Source organism: Clavibacter rahimiani (assembly GCF_052654495.1).
This window is the reverse complement of the sequence record NZ_CP199790.1, coordinates 665831-688221: the sequence shown is the minus strand read 5'-3', so window position 1 is coordinate 688221 and position 22391 is coordinate 665831. Positions and strand designations below refer to the sequence as shown.

At 73.3% G+C, this 22391-nt stretch carries 24 protein-coding genes and 1 pseudogene; 16 read left to right on the top strand and 9 right to left on the bottom strand.

What is annotated here, in order from left to right:
- Positions 1–44 precede the first annotated feature (44 nt).
- Positions 45–464, bottom strand: coding sequence for a hypothetical protein (locus ACT7CP_RS03495; protein ID WP_445443394.1), 420 nt, complete (start codon positions 462–464; stop codon positions 45–47).
- Positions 465–539: 75 nt separating this feature from the next.
- On the opposite strand from ACT7CP_RS03495, the gene ACT7CP_RS03490 reads away from it, so the two are divergent.
- Positions 540–740: a hypothetical protein gene (locus ACT7CP_RS03490; protein ID WP_445443393.1), complete on the top strand. Its 201-nt coding sequence runs from the start codon at positions 540–542 to the stop codon at positions 738–740.
- On the top strand, positions 737–2053 hold the full coding sequence (locus tag ACT7CP_RS03485) for a hemolysin family protein (RefSeq protein WP_445443392.1): 1317 nt from the start codon (positions 737–739) through the stop codon (positions 2051–2053). The genes ACT7CP_RS03490 and ACT7CP_RS03485 overlap by 4 nt, the downstream gene beginning before the upstream one ends.
- A gap of 60 nt (positions 2054–2113) precedes the next feature.
- On the opposite strand, the gene ACT7CP_RS03480 is transcribed toward ACT7CP_RS03485, so the two are convergent.
- From ACT7CP_RS03480 to ACT7CP_RS03465, 4 genes are all read right to left on the bottom strand, one after another.
- Positions 2114–2566, bottom strand: coding sequence for an HTH domain-containing protein (locus ACT7CP_RS03480; protein ID WP_445443391.1), 453 nt, complete (start codon positions 2564–2566; stop codon positions 2114–2116).
- A gap of 245 nt (positions 2567–2811) precedes the next feature.
- Complete coding sequence (locus tag ACT7CP_RS03475) at positions 2812–3552, bottom strand: PhzF family phenazine biosynthesis protein (RefSeq protein ID WP_445443390.1); 741 nt, start codon at positions 3550–3552, stop codon at positions 2812–2814.
- A complete protein-coding gene (locus ACT7CP_RS03470; protein ID WP_445443389.1) occupies positions 3549–4349 on the bottom strand; it encodes a DUF1206 domain-containing protein in 801 nt (266 codons plus the stop codon). The genes ACT7CP_RS03475 and ACT7CP_RS03470 overlap by 4 nt, the downstream gene beginning before the upstream one ends.
- Positions 4346–5518, bottom strand: a complete 1173-nt coding sequence (locus ACT7CP_RS03465; RefSeq protein ID WP_445443388.1) for an AI-2E family transporter — start codon at positions 5516–5518, stop codon at positions 4346–4348. The genes ACT7CP_RS03470 and ACT7CP_RS03465 overlap by 4 nt, the downstream gene beginning before the upstream one ends.
- A gap of 97 nt (positions 5519–5615) precedes the next feature.
- Here ACT7CP_RS03465 and ACT7CP_RS03460 point away from each other — a divergent pair, with 97 nt between their 5' ends.
- Together ACT7CP_RS03460 and ACT7CP_RS03455 are read left to right on the top strand one after the other, a co-directional pair.
- Positions 5616–6191, top strand: coding sequence for a GNAT family N-acetyltransferase (locus tag ACT7CP_RS03460; RefSeq protein ID WP_445443387.1), 576 nt, complete (start codon positions 5616–5618; stop codon positions 6189–6191).
- A complete protein-coding gene (locus ACT7CP_RS03455) occupies positions 6188–6709 on the top strand; it encodes a GNAT family N-acetyltransferase (RefSeq protein ID WP_445443386.1) in 522 nt (173 codons plus the stop codon). The genes ACT7CP_RS03460 and ACT7CP_RS03455 overlap by 4 nt, the downstream gene beginning before the upstream one ends.
- 83 nt (positions 6710–6792) lie before the next feature.
- Here the strand turns inward: ACT7CP_RS03455 and ACT7CP_RS03450 are convergent, their stop codons facing one another.
- Positions 6793–8322 (bottom strand): catalase, encoded by a 1530-nt coding sequence (locus ACT7CP_RS03450; RefSeq protein WP_413962487.1) that lies wholly within the window; start codon positions 8320–8322, stop codon positions 6793–6795.
- An 80-nt stretch (positions 8323–8402) separates the two neighbouring features.
- Positions 8403–8888 carry a Fur family transcriptional regulator gene (locus ACT7CP_RS03445; RefSeq protein WP_445443385.1) on the bottom strand — a complete coding sequence of 162 codons (486 nt, stop codon included), beginning with the start codon at positions 8886–8888 and terminating at the stop codon, positions 8403–8405.
- Between the two features lie 124 nt (positions 8889–9012).
- On the opposite strand from ACT7CP_RS03445, the gene ACT7CP_RS03440 reads away from it, so the two are divergent.
- The 3 genes from ACT7CP_RS03440 to ACT7CP_RS03430 all read left to right on the top strand — a co-directional run bounded on the left by ACT7CP_RS03440 (position 9013) and on the right by ACT7CP_RS03430 (position 10847).
- Entirely contained in the window at positions 9013–10002 is a 990-nt protein-coding gene (locus ACT7CP_RS03440; RefSeq protein WP_445443384.1) for an aldo/keto reductase, read from the top strand.
- 162 nt (positions 10003–10164) lie between these two features.
- Positions 10165–10641 (top strand): DUF2975 domain-containing protein, encoded by a 477-nt coding sequence (locus ACT7CP_RS03435; RefSeq protein ID WP_445443383.1) that lies wholly within the window; start codon positions 10165–10167, stop codon positions 10639–10641.
- The gene (locus tag ACT7CP_RS03430) at positions 10641–10847 is read left to right on the top strand and encodes a helix-turn-helix domain-containing protein (RefSeq protein WP_413962483.1); all 207 of its coding nucleotides are present in this window, start codon (positions 10641–10643) and stop codon (positions 10845–10847) included. Before ACT7CP_RS03435 ends, ACT7CP_RS03430 begins: the two co-directional genes overlap by 1 nt.
- Before the next feature lie 5 nt (positions 10848–10852).
- On the opposite strand, the gene ACT7CP_RS03425 is transcribed toward ACT7CP_RS03430, so the two are convergent.
- Positions 10853–11692 (bottom strand): carbon-nitrogen hydrolase family protein, encoded by an 840-nt coding sequence (locus ACT7CP_RS03425; RefSeq protein WP_445443382.1) that lies wholly within the window; start codon positions 11690–11692, stop codon positions 10853–10855.
- A 28-nt stretch (positions 11693–11720) separates the two neighbouring features.
- Between ACT7CP_RS03425 and ACT7CP_RS03420 the strand changes: the two genes are divergently transcribed.
- Positions 11721–12395, top strand: a complete 675-nt coding sequence (locus ACT7CP_RS03420) for a GntR family transcriptional regulator (protein WP_445443381.1) — start codon at positions 11721–11723, stop codon at positions 12393–12395.
- Positions 12396–12503: 108 nt separating this feature from the next.
- On the opposite strand, the gene ACT7CP_RS03415 is transcribed toward ACT7CP_RS03420, so the two are convergent.
- The gene (locus ACT7CP_RS03415) at positions 12504–13892 is read right to left on the bottom strand and encodes an MFS transporter (protein ID WP_445443380.1); all 1389 of its coding nucleotides are present in this window, start codon (positions 13890–13892) and stop codon (positions 12504–12506) included.
- 165 nt (positions 13893–14057) lie between these two features.
- Between ACT7CP_RS03415 and ACT7CP_RS03410 the strand changes: the two genes are divergently transcribed.
- The 8 genes and pseudogenes from ACT7CP_RS03410 to ACT7CP_RS03375 all read left to right on the top strand — a co-directional run bounded on the left by ACT7CP_RS03410 (position 14058) and on the right by ACT7CP_RS03375 (position 22374).
- The gene (locus ACT7CP_RS03410; RefSeq protein WP_445443379.1) at positions 14058–14741 is read left to right on the top strand and encodes a DUF2848 domain-containing protein; all 684 of its coding nucleotides are present in this window, start codon (positions 14058–14060) and stop codon (positions 14739–14741) included.
- 95 nt (positions 14742–14836) lie between these two features.
- Positions 14837–15076: pseudogene (purS, locus tag ACT7CP_RS03405) on the top strand (phosphoribosylformylglycinamidine synthase subunit PurS); the annotation flags it as partial.
- A 152-nt stretch (positions 15077–15228) separates the two neighbouring features.
- Positions 15229–15924, top strand: a complete 696-nt coding sequence (gene purQ / locus ACT7CP_RS03400; protein ID WP_445443378.1) for a phosphoribosylformylglycinamidine synthase subunit PurQ — start codon at positions 15229–15231, stop codon at positions 15922–15924.
- Positions 15921–18284: a phosphoribosylformylglycinamidine synthase subunit PurL gene (purL, locus tag ACT7CP_RS03395; RefSeq protein ID WP_445443377.1), complete on the top strand. Its 2364-nt coding sequence runs from the start codon at positions 15921–15923 to the stop codon at positions 18282–18284. Before purQ ends, purL begins: the two co-directional genes overlap by 4 nt.
- Positions 18285–18286: 2 nt before the next feature.
- Positions 18287–19084: a dienelactone hydrolase family protein gene (locus ACT7CP_RS03390; RefSeq protein WP_445443376.1), complete on the top strand. Its 798-nt coding sequence runs from the start codon at positions 18287–18289 to the stop codon at positions 19082–19084.
- 183 nt (positions 19085–19267) lie between these two features.
- The gene (locus ACT7CP_RS03385) at positions 19268–20320 is read left to right on the top strand and encodes an endonuclease/exonuclease/phosphatase family protein (protein WP_445443375.1); all 1053 of its coding nucleotides are present in this window, start codon (positions 19268–19270) and stop codon (positions 20318–20320) included.
- Between the two features lie 210 nt (positions 20321–20530).
- Positions 20531–21244, top strand: a complete 714-nt coding sequence (locus ACT7CP_RS03380) for an SGNH/GDSL hydrolase family protein (protein WP_413962474.1) — start codon at positions 20531–20533, stop codon at positions 21242–21244.
- A gap of 92 nt (positions 21245–21336) precedes the next feature.
- Positions 21337–22374 (top strand): acyltransferase family protein, encoded by a 1038-nt coding sequence (locus tag ACT7CP_RS03375; RefSeq protein ID WP_445443374.1) that lies wholly within the window; start codon positions 21337–21339, stop codon positions 22372–22374.
- Positions 22375–22391 lie beyond the last annotated feature (17 nt).

Below are 22391 nucleotides of genomic sequence, written 5' to 3'. Positions count from 1 at the left end.
ACGCGCGCGGACCCGGGACCGGCCCCCGGGACGGGACCCCGGGATCAGCGCGGCTCGTCGGACGCGGCCGCGCGCGTCTCGGCCGCCCGCTGCATCGCGTCCCACCGGCGGTGCGCCAGGACGTGCAGCACGATCGCCACGACGGCCCCGGCGGTGAGCCCGCCCGCGAGGATCCCGAGGCCCGTGTCGTCGCTGGCCAGCCCGACGACCCCGCTCGCGACGGCCAGCCCGAGGAGCCCGAGGCCGACCGCGAGGAGCCCGCGCGTCGGGGCGGCGAGGGGCCGCGGCGCGGTGCCGGCGGCCGGCACGCGCTCCCACGTCACGATGAAGAGGGTCGCGACCGGACCGAGGAGGAGGGACACGAGGAACCAGGTCCACCGGGATCGCCCCTTCTGCTCCGCGAGCCCCGCGTTCACGAGGGCGAGCGTGACCCACCCGTAGCTGCCGATCCATCTGTCGTCCACGCCCCGACCGTAGGGCACGGCCGCCGCCGACAGGGGGCCCGGCTATTTCCCCACCTGCTCCGCTACTCTCGGCCCATGCACAGAACCGCGCGGGAGCCCGCTCCCGACAGCCACAGTCCCGGCGCCCGGACGACCCCGGGCACGCCCCGCACCCTCCGCGCCACCGCCCCCCTCCCCGGGATCCGCGCCGCCGACCCGACCGGCACCCGCCCCACCGGATCCCGCCCGACCGGCACCCGCTCGACCGGCACCCGCCCGACCGGCACCCGCTCGTGAACGGCGACCTCGTCCTCAACATCGTCCTGGTCGTGGTCTTCGTCCTCGTCGGGGGCGTCTTCGCCGCGACGGAGATGGCCCTCGTCACGCTCCGCGAAGGGCAGCTGAACGCCCTCGCCGCCCGCGGCCGCCGCGGCGAGAAGGTCGCCGCCCTCGCCCGGAACCCCAACACCTTCCTCGCGGCGGTGCAGATCGGCGTGACCGTCGCCGGCTTCGCGTCCGCCGCGTACGGCGCCTCGTCGATCGCGCCGTCCGTCGTGCCGCTCCTGGTGTCGTGGGGTCTCGAGACCGGCGTCGCGTCCACGGTCGCGACGCTCCTGCTCACGCTCGTGATCGCCTACCTCTCGCTGGTGCTCGGCGAGCTCGCGCCCAAGCGCCTCGCCATCCAGCGGAACGCGGGCTTCGCGTACGGCGTCGCGCCCGTGCTCAACGGCTTCGCGATCCTCATGCGGCCCGTGATCTGGCTGCTCTCCGTCTCGACGAACGTGGTCGTCCGCCTCCTCGGCGGCGACCCGCACAAGACCGGCGAGGAGATGAGCGAGGAGGAGCTCCGCGACATCGTCTCCAGCCACGAGGGTCTCCCGGACGACGAGCGCCGGATCCTCGACGACGTGCTCTCCCTCCGCCACCGCCAGCTCAGCGAGGTCATGAAGCCGCGGCCGGAGATCGCCGCGCTCGACGGCACCGGCACGGTCCGTGAGGCGGGGCTGGACGTGCAGGACCGGCCCTACTCGCGCTACCCGGTGATGGACAAGAGCATCGACGACGTCATCGGCTTCGTCCACGTGCGCGACCTGTACCAGGCGATCGCGGCGGATCCGGAGCGGCCCGTGTCCGAGATCCTCCGGCCGATCCCCTACCTGCCGGCGACCGCGCGCGTGCTGCCGACGCTCACGATGATGCGCGCCGAGGGCCACCAGATCGCCGTGATCGTGGACGAGTACGGCGGCACCGACGGCATCGTCACGCTCGAGGACCTCGTGGAGGAGGTCGTCGGCGAGATCTTCGACGAGTACGACACCGACTCCGCCGCGCGCGACCTCGCGGAGGACGGCGGCACGATCGACGGCCGCCTCAACTTCCAGGACTTCGAGGAGGCGACGGGCGTCAAGCTCCCCGACTCCGCGTCGGACACGGTCGCGGGCTTCGTCATCGAGAACCTCGGACGGCTCGCGCAGGTGGGCGACACGGTCGAGGTCGACGGCGTCACGCTCCAGGTGACCGCTCTCGACCGGCGCCGGATCGCCGAGATCCTCGTGATCCCGCGGGAGGAGCCGGTGGGCGAGGACGCGGCGGACGCCGGCACCGCTTAGCCGCGTGGGAGCGGACGCCCGTTCACCCGCTCCCACGCGGCTGGACGGGCGTCACCTGACCTAGGGTGACGGTGCAGCGTCGCCCATCGCGTGGAGGAGGTAGGACGCTCGGACAGCGAGCGCGTACCTGGTCTCCATCGCGACGTCCCGAGGATCGTGGAGCGCGGCGTCCACGGCGGCGACGTCGATCCCCGTGAGTCCGGCGATGTTCGTCGGGGTCAGCTCCAGCGTGCACGTCAGCGTCTCGAGGATCGATCGCAATCGGATGTCGTCATCGACGTCCGTGCCCGCGGTCAGGCGTGCCACGAGTCCGCTCACGCGGACCGTCTCCTCGGACGTGAGGAGCCCCGCGTGGGCGTTGATGCCCGATCCGTCGTCGACCGACTCGCTCGTGAGTCGCAGGAGCAGCGTGCTCGAGATGCCGGTCGCCGCGGACAGCGAGCCGATGGTGATCCGACCCTCTGCCACGACGCGACGCAGCTCCCTCATCGTGTCCAGCGAGTCAGCGCTCACGTGATCTCCTTCCGAACCGGGCCCGGCGTCGACGCCGCGGCCCGGCGTCGACGCTACGGCTCCGCGCAGGACCGCTCGCGGTCCATGCACATGACGACGAGGTCGACGCCGTGCGGGTCGTCACACCCCTCGACGATCCGTGGCCGTGGCACGGCACGGGAGGCCCTGATCCGACGGCAGCAGACCTCGGACGCCCTCCGGTGGTGAGGATCCGGCCCCCTGCGGACCTCGAGCAGGAGCGACCGTCAGGGCAGCGGGATCACGCGGTCCGCGACGGTCCGCCCGCCGACCTCGGCGCAGCCGTCGTCGAGCAGCCGCGTGACCAGCTCGCTGCCGCGGCCCTGCGTGATGCGGAGGTCGCGGCCGAGGTGCGCGGTGACGCGGAGGGCGGCGGATCCCGTCGCCTCGTCCTCGGGGATGCCGAGCGCGGGAGCGGACATGCGCGCGCGGATCCATCCGGCGGCCTCGTCGATCCACGCCCACGCGTAGAGGTGCTCGACGCCGGCCCTCTGCGCGAGCGCCGGCAGGTCGAGGGCGAGCAGCTCGGCGACGGAGCCCACAGGGTGCCAGGCGAACTCCGGGCCCAACGCCGGATCCGCCGTGACGCGCACGACATCGGCCGCGTGCGTCACCGCGACGACGCCCGCCGGCACGCGCAGGTGGTCGACCAGCGCCCCGCGCGACGCCAGCCACCAGGCCGTGCCGACCGTGGGGTGCCCGGCGAAGGGCAGCTCGCGCGCGGGGGTGAGGATGCGGATCGCGGCGCCCCGGAGATCCGCGCCGGGCGCGCCCACCGCGTCGACGAACACCGTCTCGCTGAACCCGAGCGCCTGCGCGACCGCGAGCTCACGGCCGTCGGTGCGCGGCGAGGCGAGCACGATCCCGAGCTCGTTGCCGTGGCGCCCGTCCGCGTCCGTGAACACGCGGACGACGTGGACCTCGTCCGGCCGCACGCCGTCGAGGCCCGCGACCGGACGCGCCGTCACAGCTTCGCGTAGCGCGCGCGGGCGCCGCAGTACAGGCCGTACGCGATGAGGCCGAGCCCGGTGATCGCGAGCACGGCGACGCCCGCGGGCAGGTCGGCGAGCGCCTGCAGCGCGCCGTCGAGGCCCGTGGCGCGGCTCGGGTCGGCCGTCACGGCGCCGACGACGAACAGCACGCCGACCGCGACGAGCGCGACGCCCTTGGCGACGTAGCCGGCGACGCCGAGACCGGTGATCGCGCGGCCGAGCGACCCCGACGGCACGGCGAGGTCCTCGCGGAACCGCTGGGTGACGCCCTTGACGCCGAAGTACGCGCCGATGGCCATGACCGCGAGGCCGAGCACCACGAGGAGCGCCACGCCGCCGGGTGCCGCGAGGATCCGCGCGCTGAGCGACTGGGACTGCTCGGAGGAGTCGCTGGATCCCCCCGTGGCGAAGCGCAGCGCCGTGGCCGCGATCGCGAGGTAGGCGACAGCCTTGCCGAACTCCTTGGCGCGGGCGGCCCAGGTGCGCTTCGCGTCCTCGCCGCGGGCGAGCACGGTCTCGAATAGCTGCCAGAGGCCGAGCCCGACGAGCCCGACCACGATGACCCAGAGGAGCACACGGCCGCCGGGCGTGCCGGCGATGGAGCCGAGCGCGCCGGACTGGTCGGCCTCGCCGCCCCCGCCGCCGGTGGCGAGGCGGAACGCGATGACGCCGATGAGGAGGTGCAGGAGGCCGTTGACCGCGTGCCCGAGGCGCGCGGCGACGGCGAAGCCGGGCGAGCGCTGGAGGCTCGACGCGGCGCCGGTGGCGCTCATCGGTCGGCGCGGGTGGCGGTGGCGGGCGTCGAGGCGCGGCCGGTGAGCAGCGAGGTGAGGCCGCGCACGCCGCGCTTCCCGGGCGGCGCGTGCGGGCTCGGCGGGGGCGACGGCTGCGCCTCCTCCTCGTCCGGCTCCATCACGATCTTCCAGGCGGTCCAGGCGACGGCGGTGAGCGGCACCGAGAGGATCGCGCCGACGATGCCGCCGAGGATCGTGCCGGCGGTGAGGGCCAGCAGCACCACGAGGCCGTGCAGCTTGAGCGCGTTGCCGAGCACGACGGGCTGGAGGAGGTTGCCCTCGAGCTGGTTCACGAGCACCACGATGGCGACCACCCAGATCGCGGTGCCCAGGTCGTTGGTGACGAGCGCGACGAGCGCCGCGAGGATGCCCGCGGCGGTCGCTCCGACGATCGGGACGAACGCGCCGATGAAGACGATGAGCGACAGCGGCAGCGCCAGCGGCACGCCCAGGATCACGAGGCCGGCCCCGATGAAGACGGTGTCGACGAGCGCGACGGTCGCGGTGCCGCGGATGTAGCCGCCGAGCACACGCGCGCCCTCGTGGCCGACGCGCACGGCGCGCTTGCGGCCGCGGCCGCGGAAGGGCCGGATGAAGAAGGACCAGATCTGCGGGCCGTCCTTGACGAAGTAGAAGAACACGACGAGCCCCAGCACGGCGCCCGTGATGACCTCGGCGGCGGCCGAGACGCCCGCGATGGCGCCGGATCCGAACTGGCTGCTCGTGAGGAAGTCGACCGCCGACTGGCGGAACGCGTCGATCTGCGCCGTGTCGACGGGCAGACCGCCCTCCTCGACGACGCGCTGCAGCTCGTCGATGCCCTCGCTGGTGGCCTTCACGAGGGTCGGCCACTGGTTCTGCACCCCGAAGACGACGAGCGTGATCGCGCCGCCGAAGAGCACGAGGCCGGTGAGGAGCGCGATGGCCGCGGCGAGCGCGTCGGGGAGGCCGCGGCGCTCCATCCAGAGCACGATCGGACGGACGGCGCACGCGAGGATCAGCGCGATGATCACCGGGATCACGACGAGCTTGAGCGAGATGGCGGCGTACACGATCGCGATGGCGACCACGAGGACCGCCAGGATCTGCACGCAGCGGATGGAGAGGCGGCCGAGCTTGTCCTGCCAGACGGACTGCGGGGTGGTCATGCGCTCAACCCTACGGGCGCGCGGGCCGCGCGACCGGGCCGCGGGCGGGGCCGGACACGCCCCGGTCGGCCGCGCGACCGGCCGCTAGCCTCGACCCATGGGACCCCGCCTCACCGTCGTCCGCGAGGGCGCGCTCGACGTCGCCGGCCACACGTCGATCGCGGCGCTCCTCGCGCTCGCCTTCCCCGACTTCCGCGAGGGCTACGCGGGGTCGCGCAGCTGGGCGGGCGCGCAGCCGGAGCTGCGGGTCCTCGCGCACGACGGCGACGAGCTCGTCGCGCACGCGGGCATCCGCCGCATGTTCGTGGCCGTGGGCGACGACGCGGGCGGCCCCGCCGACGACGTGCTCGTCGGATCCACCGGCATGGTCGCCGTGCACCCGGGGCGCCAGGGGCAGGGCCTCGGCACGCTGCTCGCCGACGGGATCCGCGGCGCCCTCGCCCGCCTCGCCGTCCCCTTCGGCCTCCTGGAGACGGGCGACGCGACCACCGGCTACTACACGCGGCACGGCTGGATCCCCCTCGACGGCCGCACCGGCCACTACAACGGCTTCACGCTCCGCGGCGCCGCCGAGGTCGTGCACCAGGACCACGGCTGGCTGATGCTCCCGGTCACCGCCCCCGCCGACGCGTTCCCCGCGGGCGACCTGCACGTGAACGGGCAGCTGGTGTGACCGCGCTCGACCCCGTGATCCACCGGATCCGCGCCGAGGACTGGCGCGAGTACCGCACGCTCCGCCTCGAGATGCTCGAGGACACCCCGCTCGCCTACCTCGAGACGCTGGAGCACGCCCGGACCCTGCCGGACTCCGACTGGCGCGGCCGCACTGCACGCGTGGCGCTCCCCGGCAACACGGCCTACGCGGCCGTCGACCGCGTGTCCGGCCGCTGGCTCGGCGCGATGAACGCGTACGTCGCGACCGACCCGACCCGCGTGATGCTCGTGAGCGTCTACATCACCCCCGACGCCCGGGGCCGCGCGGTGGGCGTCACCGACCTGCTGCTCGACGCCGTGATCGCCTGGGCCCGCGAGCGCCCGGACGCCCGGACGCTCCGCCTCGAGGTGCACGAGGACAACGCGCGGGCCCGCGCCTACTACGAGCGCCGCGGCTTCCGCCTCACGGGCCGCAGCGTCCCGTACGCGCTCGACCGCGCGCAGCGCGACCTGGAGATGGACCTGCCGCTCGGCTGAACCGCGCCCCGCACGCGACGACGCCCGCCCCCTGCATCAGGGGGCGGGCGTCGTCGTCTCAGGCGTTCAGCGGATCACCGCGGTCAGTGCGTGGCGATGGCCACGTCCTCCGCGTCGCGCGTCGGGCCGGGGGTGGCCTCGGCGACGGGCGCGGATCCGGCCAGCGGCGGCAGGCCCGCGGCGACGCGCGCGCCGAGCCAGGCGTCGACGTTCGTCCAGTACTGGATGACGCGGGCGCGGAGCTCGGCCGTGGTGACCTTGCTCACGTGGCCGACGATGTTGCCCACGAGGCGCTCGCGGGCGGCGTCGTCGAGCACGTCGCGGACGAGCATGCCCGCCTGCACGAAGTCGTCGTCCTCGGCGTGCAGGGTCGCGGCTGAGCGGACGAGCTCGCCGTCGTGCTCCCAGCCGGCGCTCTCCGCGGCGCGGGCGGGGTCGGCGTGCGCGCCGCCGTGCGAGTTGGGCGCGTAGACGGGCGTGCCGGCCGACTCGAAGGAGTAGCGCGCGGCGCCGTCCTTCGAGTAGCTGTGCACGGGCGACTTCGGCGCGTTCACCGGCAGCTGCGCGTGGTTGGTGCCCACGCGGTAGCGGTGCGCGTCGGCGTAGCTGAAGATGCGCGCGAGGAGCATCTTGTCGGGGCTCGTCTGGATCCCCGGCACGAAGTTCGAGGGCGCGAACGCGGCCTGCTCGATCTGCGCGAAGTAGTTCTCCGGGTTGCGGTTCAGGGTCATGGTGCCGACCTCGATGCGCGGGTAGTCCTTCTGCGACCAGACCTTGGTGAGGTCGAACGGGTTGAAGCGGTACGACTTGGCGTCCTCGTAGGGCATGATCTGCACCTCGAGCTTCCACTCCGGGTAGTCCCCGCGGTCGATGGCGTCGGTGAGGTCGCGGATGTGGAAGTCGGCGTCCTCGCCCGCGATCTGGTCGGCCTGCTCCTGCGACAGGATCTCGATGCCCTGCTGCGTCTTGAAGTGGTACTTCACCCAGAAGCGCTCGCCGGCCGCGTTCACCCACTGGTACGTGTGCGAGCCGAAGCCGTCCATGTGGCGCCACGAGCTCGGGAGGCCCCGGTCGCCCATGAGCCAGGTGACCTGGTGGGCGGACTCGGGCGAGAGGGTCCAGAAGTCCCACTGCATGTCGTGGTCGCGGAGGTGCGAGCCCGGCAGGCGCTTCTGCGAGTGGATGAAGTCGGGGAACTTGATCCCGTCGCGGATGAAGAAGACGGGGGTGTTGTTGCCGACGAGGTCGTAGTTGCCCTCGTCCGTGTAGAACTTCAGCGCGAAGCCGCGGGGGTCGCGCCAGGTGTCGGGGCTCCCCTGCTCGCCGGCGACGGTGGAGAAGCGCGCGAGCATCTCGACCTCGGCGCCGGGCTGGAAGAGGGAGGCGCGGGTGTACGCGCTCACGTCGCCCGTGGTGCGGAAGGTGCCGAACGCGCCGCCGCCCTTGGCGTGGACGACGCGCTCCGGGATCCGCTCGCGGTTGAACTGCGCCAGCTTCTCGACGAGGTAGTGGTCGTGCAGCGGGATGGAGCCGTCGGGGCCGACGGACAGCGAGTGCTCGTCGCTGGCGACGGGGGCGCCCTGGTTGGTGGTCGTGTGCTTCTGATCCGTCATGCGGTTCTCCTGTCAGCGGTGGAACGGGGAGGTGCTGGCTCGAGGTGGACCGGCCGCGGGTGCGCGGCCGGTGGCGACCCTCAGGTCGCGGCGGTGGCACCGGGGTCCGCGGACGCGGCCCGGCAGGCGGGGCACAGGCCCCAGTACGTCACCTCGGCGCTCGCCACGAGGAAGCCCGCCGCGTCGGACGGCACGAGGCAGGGGGACTCCCCCACCGCGCAGTCCACGTCGACGATCGTCCGGCAGGACGTGCACACGAGGTGATGGTGATTGTCGCCCGTCCGCCGCTCGTAGCGCGCGGATGATCCCGCGGGCTCGATGCGGCGCACGAGACCGGCGGCCGCGAGCGCGCCGAGCACGCCGTAGACCGCCTGGATGCTCGTGCGCGGCAGCGCGCCCTCCACCACGCGGAGCACCTGGTCGGCGTCCGAGTGGGGGTGGGCGTCGACCGCCTCGAGGACGGCCAGGCGCGGCCGGGTCACGCGGAGACCGGCCTCCCGGAGCACGGCGCGCAGGGCGTCGGCGTCGAGGGGCGGCGCGTGGTGGTGCGCATGGTCGTCGGGCATGCGGAGGAGTCAAGCACACTTCCCTTGAATGATTCAAAAGAAGCGGACGGGCGGCGCGTCGCGCGGCCGACCGTGCCTAGGTTGGAGAGGCGGCCCATCCGGCCGCAGGAGATCGGAGCACCGCATGAAGCACATCCACACCGGCACGGGCCTCGACGTCGGCCGCATCGGCCTCGGCTGCATGGGCATGAGCGCGTTCTACGACGGCGCCGGCCAGGACGACGCCGAGTCGATCCGCACCATCCACCGCGCGGTCGAGCAGGGCGTCACGCTGTTCGACACCGCCGAGGGCTACGGCCCCTTCACCAACGAGCGGCTGGTCGGATCCGCCCTCCGCGACCACCGCGACGGCGTCGTCATCGCGACCAAGTTCGGGATCATGACGCACGCCCCGGGCAAGGACCCCGAGGACTCCACGCGCGGCATCGACAGCTCCCCCACCAGCATCCGCATCGCCGTCGAGGCGATGCTGCAGCGCCTCGGGACCGACCGCATCGACGTGCTCTACCAGCACCGCGTCGACCCGGCCGTGCCGATCGAGGAGGTCGTCGGCGTGATGGCGGAGCTCGTGCAGGAGGGCAAGGTCGTGCACCTCGGCCTGTCCGAGGCGGGGACCGACACGATCCGCCGCGCGCACGCCGTGCACCCCATCTCGGTGCTGCAGAGCGAGTACTCCATCTGGACGCGCGACCCCGAGCAGGACGTGCTCGCCGTGCTGCGCGAGCTCGGCATCGGGCTCGTGGCGTACTCGCCGCTCGGCCGCGGGTTCCTCACGGGTTCCATCACGAGCCCGGCCGACCTGTCGACCAGCGACTACCGGGCCTCGAACCCGCGCTTCGCGGAGGAGGCGTTCGCGCAGAACATGCGCATCGTCGACGCCGTGAAGGCCGTCGCGGGCGAGCTCGACGCGACGCCCGCGCAGGTCGCGCTCGCGTGGATCCTCGCCCAGGGCGACGACATCGCGGTGATCCCGGGCACGAAGCGCGTCGCGCGCCTCGACGAGAACGTCGCGGCGTACGCCCTGACGCTCTCCGCCGACCAGCTCGCGCGCCTCTCGTCGCTGCCCACCCCGGTCGGCGACCGCTACGAGGACATGACGCCCCTCGGGCGCTGATCCCCGGCACGGCAGCGGGCCTGGTCGCCTCGGCGGCCGGGCCCGCGGTGCGCGCGGTGCGCGGCGGACGCGGGGATGCGACCTGCGGATGACGCTGCCGCCCCCGCCCCGCTGTATCGTCTTTCGATGGATCGACATTCGATGCACGAAGGAGGACGGGACATGGCGACGGCGACGAGGAACGGCGTGAAGGCGCTCGTGGCGCTGCTGGTGGCGCTCGGGATCGTGGTGGAGGCGCTCATGGTGTCCGCGGCGACGGGGCCGCTGCGCGAGAGCCAGGCCGACCTCGACGGGCTCGTGGTGCCGGTCGCGGTGTGGATCATCGCCGTCACGCTGTGCGCGCAGGCGGTCCTCGTGATCATCTGGCGCCTCACGTCCATGACCGCGAGCGACGCCATCTTCGACCGGCGGGCGTTCGCGCTGGTGCGGGTGATGATCATCCTGGGCGCCGTCGCGACGGCGCTCGCGGTCGCCGCGTTCCTCGGGCTCGCGGCAGCGGGCATCACCCCGCCGGCCGTCATGATCGCCCTGGTCGGGGTGGCGGCCCTCTGCGCCGCCTTCTGCCTCGTGCTCGTGGCGATGCTCGGCCTCCTGCGCCGCGCCGCCGCGTCGCACGCCGAGCTGGCGGAGGTCGTCTGATGCCGATCGAGGTCGACCTCGACTCGCACCTCGCCGCGCGCGGCATGACGGTCGCCGAGCTGGCGACCGCCATCGGCATCACGCCCGCCAACGTCTTCGTGCTGAAGAACGGGCGCGCGAAGGCCGTGCGGTTCTCGACCCTCGAGGCGATCTGCCGCGTGCTCGGCTGCCAGCCGGGCGACGTGCTGTCGTTCCGCGAGGGCTGACGGCGTCAGGCCTGCTGCTCGAGCCCCCGGCGCCGGTTGGCGAGCACGGGCAGCGTGCCGCGCGCGGCCTCGACCGCGGAGGTGTCGAGGTCCACGACGAGCAGCTCCTCGTCGCCGCCGAGGCGGTGCAGCACCTCGCCGAGCGGGGAGATCACCGCGCTCCGGCCGATGCCCGTGGGCGCGCCGCTCGCGGGGTCGTGGCCGCGGGATCCGGCCGGCAGCGTCGCCGGGTCGCCCTGGCCGACCGCGACCACGAAGGTGGTGGAGTCGAGCGCGCGGGCCCGGAGCAGGAGGTCCCACTGGTCGGCCTTGCCCGGGCCGGCGCCCCAGCTCGCGCAGACGATGCTCACCACGGCGCCGCGGTCGGCGCCCGCGAGGAACAGCGCGGGGAAGCGCACGTCGTAGCAGGTGGCGAGCGATGCGCGCGTACCGCCGACCTCGATCACGGCGACGCCGTCGCCCGGGTCGACCGCGTCGGACTCGCGGAACCCGAACGCGTCGAAGAGGTGGATCTTGTCGTACGAGGCCGCACCCGCCGCCTCCGCGCCCGCGGGCCGGGCGACGAGGAGCGTGTTGCGCACGCGGCCGTCGGCGCCGGGCGTGAACATGCCCGCGACGATCACGACGCCGAGCCGGTCGGCCACCGCCCGGACCCCGGACGCCCAGGGTCCGTCGAGCGGCTCGGCGACCTCCGGGAGCGGGTTGCCGAAGGCGCGCTGCGCCGCCTCCGGGAACACCACGAGCTCGGCGCCCTGCCGCGCGGCGTCCTCCGCGAAGCGCTCGATCCGTGCGAGGTTCTCCGCGGGTTCCGGGGAGCTGATGATCTGGGCAAGCGCGACTCTCATGGTCCTCCTCGTGATGTATACATAGCGTATGCGAGAACGGGCGGGTGATCCAGGGGCCCCGACCGGCGCCCTCTCGGGCCGCGCCCGGGCCTACGAGTTCCTGCACGCGCACGTGCTCACGGACCCCGACCAGCAGGGAGCGTTCCTCAACGAGCAGGAGCTGGCGGAGCGCATCGGCGTCTCCCGCACACCCGTCCGCGAGGCCCTGCTGCTGCTCGCGGCCGACGACCTGGTGGAGATGATCCCCAAGCGCGGCGCCCGCATCCCCGTCATCACCGGCCGCGAGATCGGCGAGCTGATGGAGCTGCGCGGCGTGCTCGAGCGGCACGCGGCCACGAGCGCCGTCGAGCACGACCGGACCCCGCTCGAGGCGATGCGCGAGGTGCTCGAGCACCAGCGCGCGATGGTGGCGACGCCGCCGCGCGAGAGCGGACGCGAGTTCATCGAGCACGACCGCCGCTTCCACCAGCTGCTCATCGACGCGGCGGGCAGCGAGCTGATGAGCCGCACCTACGCGAAGCTCCGCGCCCGCCAGATCCTCGTGGGCGTCGAGGCCCTCTACCGGGCGACCGACCGGCAGGACCGGGTCTGCGAGGAGCACGCCGTCATCGTCGAGGCGCTGGCCGCGCGCGACGCCGAGGCGGCCCGCGACGCGATCGACCGGCACCTCGCCGTCACGCTCGACGTCCTGCTGCGCGCCTGACGCTCCCCCTCGATCAGGCCGGCGCGGCGGACCCGCCGGCCGGCCCGCACGCGACGACGCCCGGACCCCCGCGTCGGGGATCCGGGCGTCGCCGGCGGAGCGGGTGCGTCAGATGCGCGGCGCGGCCACGCCCTCGGCGCCGAGGCGCACGTACTCCTCGTCCTCGGCCACGTCGGAGTCGCGGCCCATCGCGAGGCCCACGAGCGTGAGGACGACCGCGGCGGTGAGGTACAGCGCGATGCCGACCCAGCTGCCGGTCTCCTCGTAGATGATCGTGAACATCAGCGGCGCGATGGCCCCGCCGATGACGCCGGCGATCGTGTACGCGAGCGAGGCGCCCGTGTAGCGGAGCCGCGGCGAGAACTGCTCGATGATGTACGCCGCCTGCGGCCCGTACATGAAGGAGTGGAAGAAGAGGCCGAGCACGATGCCCACGCCGAGCACGAAGGTCGACGAGCCGTCGGTGATCGCGAAGAACACGTAGGCCCAGACCGCGGCGCCCACCGCGGCGGCGGCGTAGACCGCGCGGCGGTTGATGCGGTCGCTCACGGCGCCCGCGAACGGGATCGTGAACAGCTGCACGGCGGATCCGACGAGCACCGCCACGAGCACCTGGCTGCGCTCGAAGCCGAGCGAGTTCACGCCGTAGGTCAGCGTGAAGACGGTGAAGAGCGCGTAGAGGACGTCGGGTCCGACGCGGGAGAGGATCGCCGCGACGAGCGGGCGGCCCTGCGTGCGGAACACCTCGGAGATGGGCGCGCTCGGGCGGTCGCCGCGCTCCTGCAGCGCCTTGAACACGGGGGTGTCCTCGAGCTTCAGGCGGATCCAGAGGCCGAAGGCGACGAGCACCGCGGAGAGGAGGAAGGCGATGCGCCAGCCCCAGTCGAGGAAGTCCTCCTCGCTGAGGAGCACGGTCAGCAGCGCGAGCGCGCCGTTGGCCATCAGGTTGCCCGCGGGCGGGCCGACCTGCGCGGCCGATGACCAGAACCCGCGCTTGCGTGGATCCCCGAACTCGCTCGAGAGCAGCACCGCGCCGCCCCACTCGCCGCCGACGCCCACGCCCTGCGCGAAGCGGAGGAGCACCAGGATGATCGGCGCCGCGAGCCCGATGGTCGCGTAGCCCGGCAGGACGCCGATGAGGAAGGTCGCGATGCCGATGAGCAGAAGCGTGAGCACGAGGACCGGCTTCCGGCCGATCTTGTCGCCGAGCCGCCCGAAGACGAACCCGCCGATGGGGCGCGAGACGTAGCCGACGGCGTAGGTGGAGAAGGCGAGGATCGTCGCGGTGTACGGGTCGGAGGCGGGGAAGAACACGACGGGGAACACGACGGCGCTGGCCGCGGAGTAGACGGCGAAGTCGTACCACTCGAGCGAGGTGCCGGTGAGGCTCGCGGTGAAGGCCTTCACGAGGTCGCGCTTGGACGGCTTCTCGGTCGTGGCGGGTGCGCCGGGTGCGGGCGCGGGCGTCGCCCTGACGGCGGAGGGGTCGTCGGCCATGGGAGCTCCTGGGTGGGTCATCCGGGCGGCGGATCCCGGGGGTCGGATCCCGCCGGGCGTCCGGTCGGTGTGCTGTATACAGTAGGCATACCGAAGCCCCGGCACCACGGCCGGGAGGCTCGGACCGCATTTCTTCACACGCTCGAAACACACACCGGAGGACCGATGACCACCCTGCGCTTCCAGCTGCCCGACGGATCCACCACGAGCGTCGAGGTCGTGAGCCTCCTCAACGCCGGCTACGCGGGTCGCGACCAGGCGGAGGTGCAGGCGCACATCGCCGAGCTCGCCGAGCTGGGCGTCCCCGGCCCCGAGGTCACCCCCGCGCTCTACCCCGTCGCGCCGTACCTCGCGTCGCAGGCCGACGCGGTGCCGGCGCAGCACGGCCGCACCTCCGGCGAGGCCGAGTGGGCCCTCGTCATCACCGACGACGACGTGCTCCTCACCGTCGCCTGCGACCACACCGACCGCGCGCTCGAGGTGCACGGCGTCGCCTGGAGCAAGAACGCGGGCCCCGACGTCCTCGGCCGCCGCGCCTGGCGCCTCGCCGACGTGCGCGACCGCCTCGACGCGATCCGCCTGCGCGGCTGGGTCGGCGAGGAGGGCGCCGAGGAGCTCATCCAGGACTCCACCCTCGGCGCGCTCCTCACGCCCGACCACTGGCTCGAGGTGCTCGAGCAGCGCGGCCTCCGCGTCCCCGGCACGGTGCTCATCTCCGGCACCGTCGCCATGGTCCCGGGCGTCGACCAGTTCGCGTCGCGCTGGCGCGTGCAGCTCGAGGACCCGGCGACCGGCGAGACCATCGACGCCGCCTACCGCGTGGAGCTGCTGCCCGCGGCGATCGGCTGATCCCGGCGCCGTCCGCCCCGCCGACCGCCCGGCGGGGCGCGGCGGTCCGGTACGCTGAGCGCATCCACCCGCCTCCAGGAAGCCGGAGATCCATCGTGCCCACGATCGTCGTCGAAGTGATGCCCAAGGCCGAGCTGCTCGACCCCCAGGGGAAGGCCGTGGCCGGCGCCCTGTCCCGCCTCGGCAAGGACCGCTTCACCGGCGTCCGCATCGGCAAGCGCTTCGAGCTCACCGTCGAGGGCGAGGTGGACGACGCGCTGCTCGCCGACGTCCAGGCCCTCGCCGCCGACATGCTCTCCAACTCCGTCATCGAGGACGTCATCAGCGTCCACGTCGCCGGGCTCGACGGGTTCGGCGCGTTCGCCGAGGCCGACATGGCCACCGGCAACGTCACCGACGAGCACACGATCGCGGAGGGCGGCACGGCCGACACCGACGTCGCCGCGCACCCGCTCCCCCACGGTTCCGCCGCGGCGGAGCAGCGCTGATGCGCGTCGGGGTCATCACCTTCCCGGGATCCCTCGACGACCGCGACGCCCAGCGCGCCGTCCGTCTCGCGGGTGCCACCCCGGTGGCGCTCTGGCACGGCGACCACGACCTCCAGGGCGTCGACGCGATCGTGCTCCCCGGCGGGTTCAGCTACGGCGACTACCTGCGTGCGGGCGCCATCGCGGCCTTCGCGCCGATCATGCGCGAGGTCGTCGACGCGGCCGAGCGCGGCGTCCCCGTGCTCGGCATCTGCAACGGCTTCCAGATGCTCACCGAGGCGCACCTGCTGCCCGGCGGGCTCATCCGCAACGAGGCCGGCAACTTCGTCTGCAAGGACCAGCGCCTCCGCGTCGAGGCCACGGCCACCGCGTGGACGAGCGCGTTCGAGCCGGGCGAGGAGATCACCATCCCGTTGAAGAACGGCGAGGGCGGCTTCATCGCCGACGCCGACACGCTCGACCGCCTCGAGGGCGAGGGCCGCGTGGCCTTCCGCTACCTCAGCGGCAACCCGAACGGATCCCTGCGCGACATCGCCGGGATCACCAACGCCCGCGGCAACGTCGTCGGCCTCATGCCCCACCCCGAGCACGCCGTCGAGGAGGGCTTCGGACCGGACACCCCGGCCGCCATGCGCTCCGGTGTCGACGGCCTCCGCCTCTTCACGTCCGTCCTCGAAGGAGTCCTCGCGCAGTGAGCGTCCACCCCGATCCCGCATCCGTCCCCACCGAGGCCCCCGCGGGAGAGGGGCAGGGCGCGCGCCGCCACGTCGCCGACACCGTCGCGATGGCCGAGCGCACCCCCGAGAAGGAGCAGCCGTACGCGGCGCTCGGGCTCACGGAGGGCGAGTACCTCAAGATCCGCGAGATCCTCGGCCGCCGCCCCACGAGCGGCGAGCTCGCCATGTACTCGGTCATGTGGAGCGAGCACTGCTCCTACAAGTCCTCGAAGAAGTACCTCCGCCAGTTCGGGCAGAAGGTGTCCGAGTCCATGAAGAAGGACCTCATGGTCGGCATGGGCGAGAACGCCGGCGTCGTCGACGTGGGCGAGGGCTGGGCCGTCACCTTCAAGATCGAGAGCCACAACCACCCCTCCTACATCGAGCCGTTCCAGGGCGCCGCGACCGGCGTCGGCGGCATCGTCCGCGACATCATCTCGATGGGCGCCCGCCCGGTCGCCGTGATGGACGCGCTCCGCTTCGGCGACATCGACGACCCCGACACCGCGCGCGTCGTGCACGGCGTGGTCGCGGGCATCAGCTTCTACGGCAACTGCCTGGGGCTCCCGAACATCGGCGGCGAGACCTACTTCGACCGCGTGTACCAGGGCAACCCGCTCGTCAACGCGCTCGCGGTCGGCGTCCTCCGCCACGAGGACCTCCACCTCGCGAACGCGCGCGGCGTCGGCAACAAGGTCGTGCTGTTCGGCGCCCGCACGGGCGGCGACGGCATCGGCGGCGCCTCCATCCTCGCGAGCGACACCTTCGCCGACGGCGGCCCCACCAAGCGCCCCGCGGTCCAGGTGGGCGACCCGTTCGCCGAGAAGGTGCTCATCGAGTGCTGCCTCGAGCTGTTCGCGAAGGACCTCGTCGAGGGCATCCAGGACCTCGGCGCCGCCGGCATCTCCTGCGCCACGAGCGAGCTCGCCTCGAACGGCGACGGCGGCATGCACATCCGGCTCGAGGAGGTGCTGCTGCGCGACCCGTCGCTCACGGCCGAGGAGATCCTCATGTCGGAGAGCCAGGAGCGCATGATGGCGGTCGTCACGCCGGAGAAGCTCGAGGGCTTCCTCGAGGTCGTCCGCAAGTGGGACGTCGAGACGAGCGTGCTCGGCGAGGTCACCGACACCGGCCGCCTCGTCATCGACCACCACGGTGAGCGCATCGTCGACGTCGAGCCGCGCACGGTCGCGGTCGACGGCCCCGTCTACGACCGGCCCGTCGCCTACCCCACCTGGATCGACGCCCTCCAGGCCGACTCCGCCTCGCGCCTCGCGCGCCCCACCGCGCCCGACGACATCCGCGACCAGTTCCTGCAGCTGCTCGGCAGCCCGAACCTCGCGGACCCGTCGTGGATCACCGACCAGTACGACCGCTACGTCATGGGCAACACCGCCCTGTCGTTCCCCGACGACGCGGGCATGGTGCGCGTGGATGAGGAGAGCGGCCTCGGCTTCTCCGTCGCGACCGACGCCAACGGCCGCTTCTGCCAGCTCGACCCGTACCGCGGCGCGCAGCTCGCCCTCGCGGAGGCGTACCGCAACGTCGCCGGGTCCGGCGCGACGCCCGTCGCCGTCAGCGACTGCCTCAACTTCGGCAGCCCCGAGGACCCCGAGGTCATGTGGCAGTTCAGCCGCACGGTCGAGGGCCTCGCGGACGGCTGCCTCGAGCTCGAGATCCCCGTCACCGGCGGCAACGTCTCCCTCTACAACCAGACGGGCACGCAGGCCATCCACCCCACGCCCGTCGTGGGCGTGCTCGGCGTGATCGACGACGTCGCGCGCCGCATCCCGTCCGGCTGGCAGGACGAGGGCGACAACATCTACCTCCTCGGCGTCACGCGCGAGGAGCTCGACGGATCCGCCTGGGCCGGCACGGTGCACGACCACCTCGGCGGCGTCCCGCCCGTGGTCGACCTCTCCGCGGAGAAGGACCTCGCCTCGCTCGTCGCCGCGGGCGCCACCCAGTCGCTCATCGCGAGCGCGCACGACCTCTCGGACGGCGGCCTCGGCCAGGCGCTCGCGGAGTGCGTGATGCGCTTCGGCGTCGGCGCGCGCGTCTGGCTCGACGGCATCGTCCAGCGCGACGGCGTCGACGCGGCCACCGCGCTCTTCTCCGAGTCCACCGGCCGCATGCTCGTCACGGTGCCCCGCGAGGACGACGTGAAGTTCCAGGGCCTCTGCGAGGGCCGCGGCTACCCGGTGCTCCGCATCGGCGTCACGGACGCGCAGGCGCCCGGCCTCGAGCTGCAGGGCCTGTTCACCCTGTCCGTGGACGAGCTGCGCGGGATCCACCGCGCGACGCTCCCCGCGCGCTTCGGCACCGCCGTGGAGGCATGAGCATGACCGACCCCGCATCGACCCCCGTCTGGTCCCCGTCCCTCGCCGAGCTCACCGAGCGCGTGCCGCTGCCCGAGGGCGCGGACATCCGGATGGGCCCCGTGCTCTACGACCACGAGGGCACCGAGCTCGAGGGCCTGCTCGCCCGCGACGCCGCCCTGGGCGGCCGCCGCCCGGCGGTGCTGGTGGTCCACGACTGGTACGGCGTCGGCGGGCACGTGGCCGCGCGGATCCAGATGCTCGCCCGCCTCGGCTACGTCGCGTTCGCCGCGGACGTGTACGGCCGCGACGTGCGACCCGGCCCGGAGGAGGCCGCGGGCGTCGCCGGCGCCTACTACGCCGACCTCCCGCTGATGCGCGCCCGCGTGCAGGCCGGCATCGACCGCCTGGCCGCGGAGCCCGACGTCGACCCGTCGCGCATCGCCGTCATGGGCTACTGCTTCGGCGGCAGCGCGTCCCTCGAGGTCGCCCGCGCGGGCGCCGAGATCAAGGCCGCGATCTCGCTGCACGGCAGCCTCGTGGTGCACGAGCCCGCCGACGTCGAGCACGTGAAGGCCGCGATCCTCGTCCTCACGGGCGCCGACGACCCGGTGGTCCCCGATAAGAGGGTCGCCGCGTTCCAGGCCGAGATGCGCACGCGTCCCGCGATCGACTGGCAGGTCGTCAGCTACAGCGGCGCGATGCACGCGTTCTCCGTGCCGGGCGTCGACGCGCCGGACCACGGCGCCCAGTACCAGGACCGCGCCGAGCGCCGCTCGTGGCGTGCGCTCACGGACTTCCTCGCCGAGCACCTGGGCTGATCCGGCTGCCTGGCGGATCCCTACACGGATCCACGACACGCCGCCACCGGGTTGCCATGCCGGATCGCCTCACGTAGACCTGAGCATGCAGTTCACGCGTCCGCCACGTGCCGTTGGTGCCCCGACGGGGCTCCTGCGCGCAGGCTGATCACGCGAGAACACGTGCGACCCGAGGAGATCTCCATGATGGCCAGCGGCGGATTCAGCCGACGCGACCTGTTCGACGGTGCCGGATCCTCGGATCCGGGCGTCGGACGCCCCACCCGCGGTTCCGGCACGGCGCTCCTCGAGCGGCCGCGCGCGGACGAGACGACCACCACGACGGACGGCCCCGACGGCACCGCGGAGGCGGACCCCCCTCCGTCTCGGCCGGCGGCAGCGACGCGCGTCGCTCCCGCCCCGCCCCAGCAGGCGACCATCGGCTCGGCCGAGGGCGACCTCGTGCACGTGATGACCTGCAACATCCGCCTGGCCCGCGCCTCCACCGAGCCGGGCGACCCCGACCACTGGGCCGACCGCGAGCCTGTGCTCGCCCGCTTCCTCCAGCTCGAGCAGCCCACCGTGCTCGGCGTGCAGGAGGCCCTCGCGGCCCAGCTGCCCGCCATCGCCCGGGCGCTCCCCCACCACCGCATGCTCGGCTACGGCCGCGACGGCGGGTCCGGCGGCGAGTACAGCGCCATCTTCTACGACGACCGCCGCCTCGACGTCGTCGCGTGGGACCAGTTCTGGCTGTCCGACCTGCCGGAGCTCATCGGATCCCGATCCTGGGGCTGCAGCACCACCCGCATCGCGACGTGGGCGCGCTTCCGCGACCGCCGCAGCGGCGCCGAGTTCGTGCACCTCAACACGCACCTCGACCACGAGTCCGAGCTCGCGCGCGTGAAGAGCGCCGACCTCATCACCGAGCGGCTGCAGGAGGTCGCCTCCGGCGCCCCCGTCGTCGTCACGGGCGACTTCAACGCGCCGGCCGAGGAGTCCGCGGCGTACGACATCCTCACGCGCGACGCGGGCCTCGCCGACACCTGGACCACGGCCGCGCACCACGCCACCCCCGGCATCGGCACGTTCACGGCGTACGGCGCGCCCGTGCCCGAGGGCGAGCGCATCGACTGGATCCTCGCGGGCGACGGCGTCGAGGTGGTCGACTCGGCCATCAACCCCTACACGTTCGAGGGCCGCTCCCCCTCGGATCACGCCGCCGTGCAGGCGCTCGTCCGCCTCGCCCGCACCGCCTGATCCTCGTCGCCACGCGGTCCCGGAGCCGCGGGCGACGGGTGCCGGGGAACCGCCGCGCGCTCCGCGGAGGGCCGCCGCGCCGCCCGCGGCCCGCCGGGTCCCCGAACACCGCATGTCATGATGGTGTTCGAGCGGCCCCGTGATCGCAGCGGCTGACGGGGTCACCGGCTCGCCGCTGCCGCGGACCCCACCACGATTGGATCCACCCCTATGCCCGCACGTCGCATGGCCCGGGGCGCCGTCAGCGCCCTCGCCGCCGTCCTCCTGCTCGCCGGGTGCACCAGCGCCGACCCGAAGCCCACGCCCACCGCGACCGACGGCGCCCCGGCGCCCACCGCGTCCGCGTCGACCGCGCCCGAGGACCTGGTGCGCATCGTCGTCATGGGCGACTCGAACACCAACGGCTTCGTGGGCACCCTGCCGCAGGGCATCGACCAGGGCATGGCCTACGTCGACTACGTCGTGGGCGACCCGCTGACCTTCGCGGGCGGCTGGGGCAACGACGGCGCGACGAGCACCTTCATGGCGTCGAACACGCCGACCGTCGAGGACGTCGACGTGGCGCTCATCATGATCGGCACCAACAACCGCCTGGCCGGCGTCCCGGACACGCAGCTCGACGCCGACATCCTGCAGACCGTGGAGAAGCTCGCGCCGAAGGACACGGTGATCCTCGGGATCCCGCCCCAGAACGCCTCGCCCGAGACGCCGCCCGAGGTCAACGCGCACCTCGAGGAGTTCGCCGACGCGCAGGGCTTCCACTTCTTCGACCCCTGGAAGAACCTCACGAACAAGGACCGCAAGTGGCGGACCGAGTTCTTCCGCGACGGGATCCACACGAACATGGCCGGCTACAAGCTGATGGGCGCGGAGGTGCGCAAGTACGTGCGCACCGAGGTCCTCGACGAGCCCGCCCAGAAGTAGGGGCATCCCCCCGCCCTCCCGCCGACGACCCGGCGGTTAGGGTCGAAGCGGTGCGTCCCGCGCGTCGCGCCCGCACCAGAGGAGAGCCCCGCGTGACCAGCACCGTGACAGTGAAGAGCGAGACCGGTCGGAAGATCGAGTTCCTCGAGGCGGTCCGCGGCGTCGCGTCGTTCGTCGTGGTGCTGCAGCACCTCATCGCCGCGGAGTACCCGGCGTTCGAGGACTTCAGCCGCCAGTGGGTGGACGCCGGCCGCGTGGGCGTCGTGGCGTTCTTCCTCGTCAGCGGCTACGTGATCCCCCTCAGCCTGCAGCGCCAGGACACCCGCACGTTCCTCGTGCGCCGCGTGTACCGCCTCTTCCCCCTCTACTGGCTCGTGCTCGGCCTCATGATGCTGTGGGTCGCGACGACCGGCGAGGGCGAGCTCGGCGGCCCGCTGACGATCATGGCGAACGTGCTCATGGTGCAGGGCGCCGTGGGCATCTTCACCATCGTGCCGACGGCCTGGACCCTCGGCATCGAGCTGATCTTCTACGGCCAGTCCCTCGTCGCCAAGCTCATCGGCCGGCTCGACCGCAGCGTGGTGCTCGGCTACGTGTGGCTCGCCGGCTTCGTCGCCGCCGCGATCGCCGGCCGGGTGCTCGAGCGCGAGCTGCCCTGGACCCTGCCGCTCCTGCTCTACACGGCCTCCCTCGGCCACGCGATCCACCTCCGCGACCGCGACGGGTCCACCGCCTGGCGCGGCCTCCTCATCGCCGGCGTCGTGGGCGTGCCGCTGTTCGCGTACCTCAACGGCGGGCAGGACCCGACGTGGCCGCCCTTCGACTACTCCGTGTCCTTCCTCCTGGGGCTCGGCCTCTTCTTCGCCTTCTACGCGTCGCGGCAGGCCGCCCACTCGCGCGTGCTCATCTGGCTGGGCGCGATCTCGTACGCCGCGTACCTGCTGCACCCGCTCGCGTACCGCGTGATGCGCGCCGTCGACGTGCCCGAGGGCATCGTGCGCGTCGCCGCCGCCATCGCCGTGACCCTCGTGGCCTCGTGGCTCGTGCACCGGTTCGTGGAGGTGCCGTTCATCGGCGTCGCCCGCCGCCTCACCAGCCGCTCGGCGGCGGAGAAGGCCCCGCGGCACTAGCCCGGCGCCTGGCGGCG

What these genes read in the sequence shown, in the direction of transcription:
- ACT7CP_RS03385 (WP_445443375.1), top strand. Translation starts at nt 19,268, where the DNA reads ATGATGGCCAGCGGCGGATTCAGCCGACGCGACCTGTTCGACGGTGCC.
- ACT7CP_RS03410 (WP_445443379.1), top strand. Translation starts at nt 14,058, where the DNA reads ATGACCACCCTGCGCTTCCAGCTGCCCGACGGATCCACCACGAGCGTC.
- ACT7CP_RS03435 (WP_445443383.1), top strand. Translation starts at nt 10,165, where the DNA reads ATGGCGACGGCGACGAGGAACGGCGTGAAGGCGCTCGTGGCGCTGCTG.
- ACT7CP_RS03390 (WP_445443376.1), top strand. Translation starts at nt 18,287, where the DNA reads ATGACCGACCCCGCATCGACCCCCGTCTGGTCCCCGTCCCTCGCCGAG.
- ACT7CP_RS03460 (WP_445443387.1), top strand. Translation starts at nt 5,616, where the DNA reads ATGGGACCCCGCCTCACCGTCGTCCGCGAGGGCGCGCTCGACGTCGCC.
- ACT7CP_RS03445 (WP_445443385.1), bottom strand. Translation starts at nt 8,888, where the DNA reads ATGCCCGACGACCATGCGCACCACCACGCGCCGCCCCTCGACGCCGAC.
- ACT7CP_RS03490 (WP_445443393.1), top strand. Translation starts at nt 540, where the DNA reads ATGCACAGAACCGCGCGGGAGCCCGCTCCCGACAGCCACAGTCCCGGC.
- ACT7CP_RS03380 (WP_413962474.1), top strand. Translation starts at nt 20,531, where the DNA reads ATGCCCGCACGTCGCATGGCCCGGGGCGCCGTCAGCGCCCTCGCCGCC.
- ACT7CP_RS03470 (WP_445443389.1), bottom strand. Translation starts at nt 4,349, where the DNA reads ATGAGCGCCACCGGCGCCGCGTCGAGCCTCCAGCGCTCGCCCGGCTTC.
- ACT7CP_RS03450 (WP_413962487.1), bottom strand. Translation starts at nt 8,322, where the DNA reads ATGACGGATCAGAAGCACACGACCACCAACCAGGGCGCCCCCGTCGCC.
- ACT7CP_RS03430 (WP_413962483.1), top strand. Translation starts at nt 10,641, where the DNA reads ATGCCGATCGAGGTCGACCTCGACTCGCACCTCGCCGCGCGCGGCATG.
- ACT7CP_RS03415 (WP_445443380.1), bottom strand. Translation starts at nt 13,892, where the DNA reads ATGGCCGACGACCCCTCCGCCGTCAGGGCGACGCCCGCGCCCGCACCC.
- ACT7CP_RS03420 (WP_445443381.1), top strand. Translation starts at nt 11,721, where the DNA reads ATGCGAGAACGGGCGGGTGATCCAGGGGCCCCGACCGGCGCCCTCTCG.
- ACT7CP_RS03440 (WP_445443384.1), top strand. Translation starts at nt 9,013, where the DNA reads ATGAAGCACATCCACACCGGCACGGGCCTCGACGTCGGCCGCATCGGC.
- purQ (WP_445443378.1), top strand. Translation starts at nt 15,229, where the DNA reads ATGCGCGTCGGGGTCATCACCTTCCCGGGATCCCTCGACGACCGCGAC.
- ACT7CP_RS03465 (WP_445443388.1), bottom strand. Translation starts at nt 5,518, where the DNA reads ATGACCACCCCGCAGTCCGTCTGGCAGGACAAGCTCGGCCGCCTCTCC.
- ACT7CP_RS03425 (WP_445443382.1), bottom strand. Translation starts at nt 11,692, where the DNA reads ATGAGAGTCGCGCTTGCCCAGATCATCAGCTCCCCGGAACCCGCGGAG.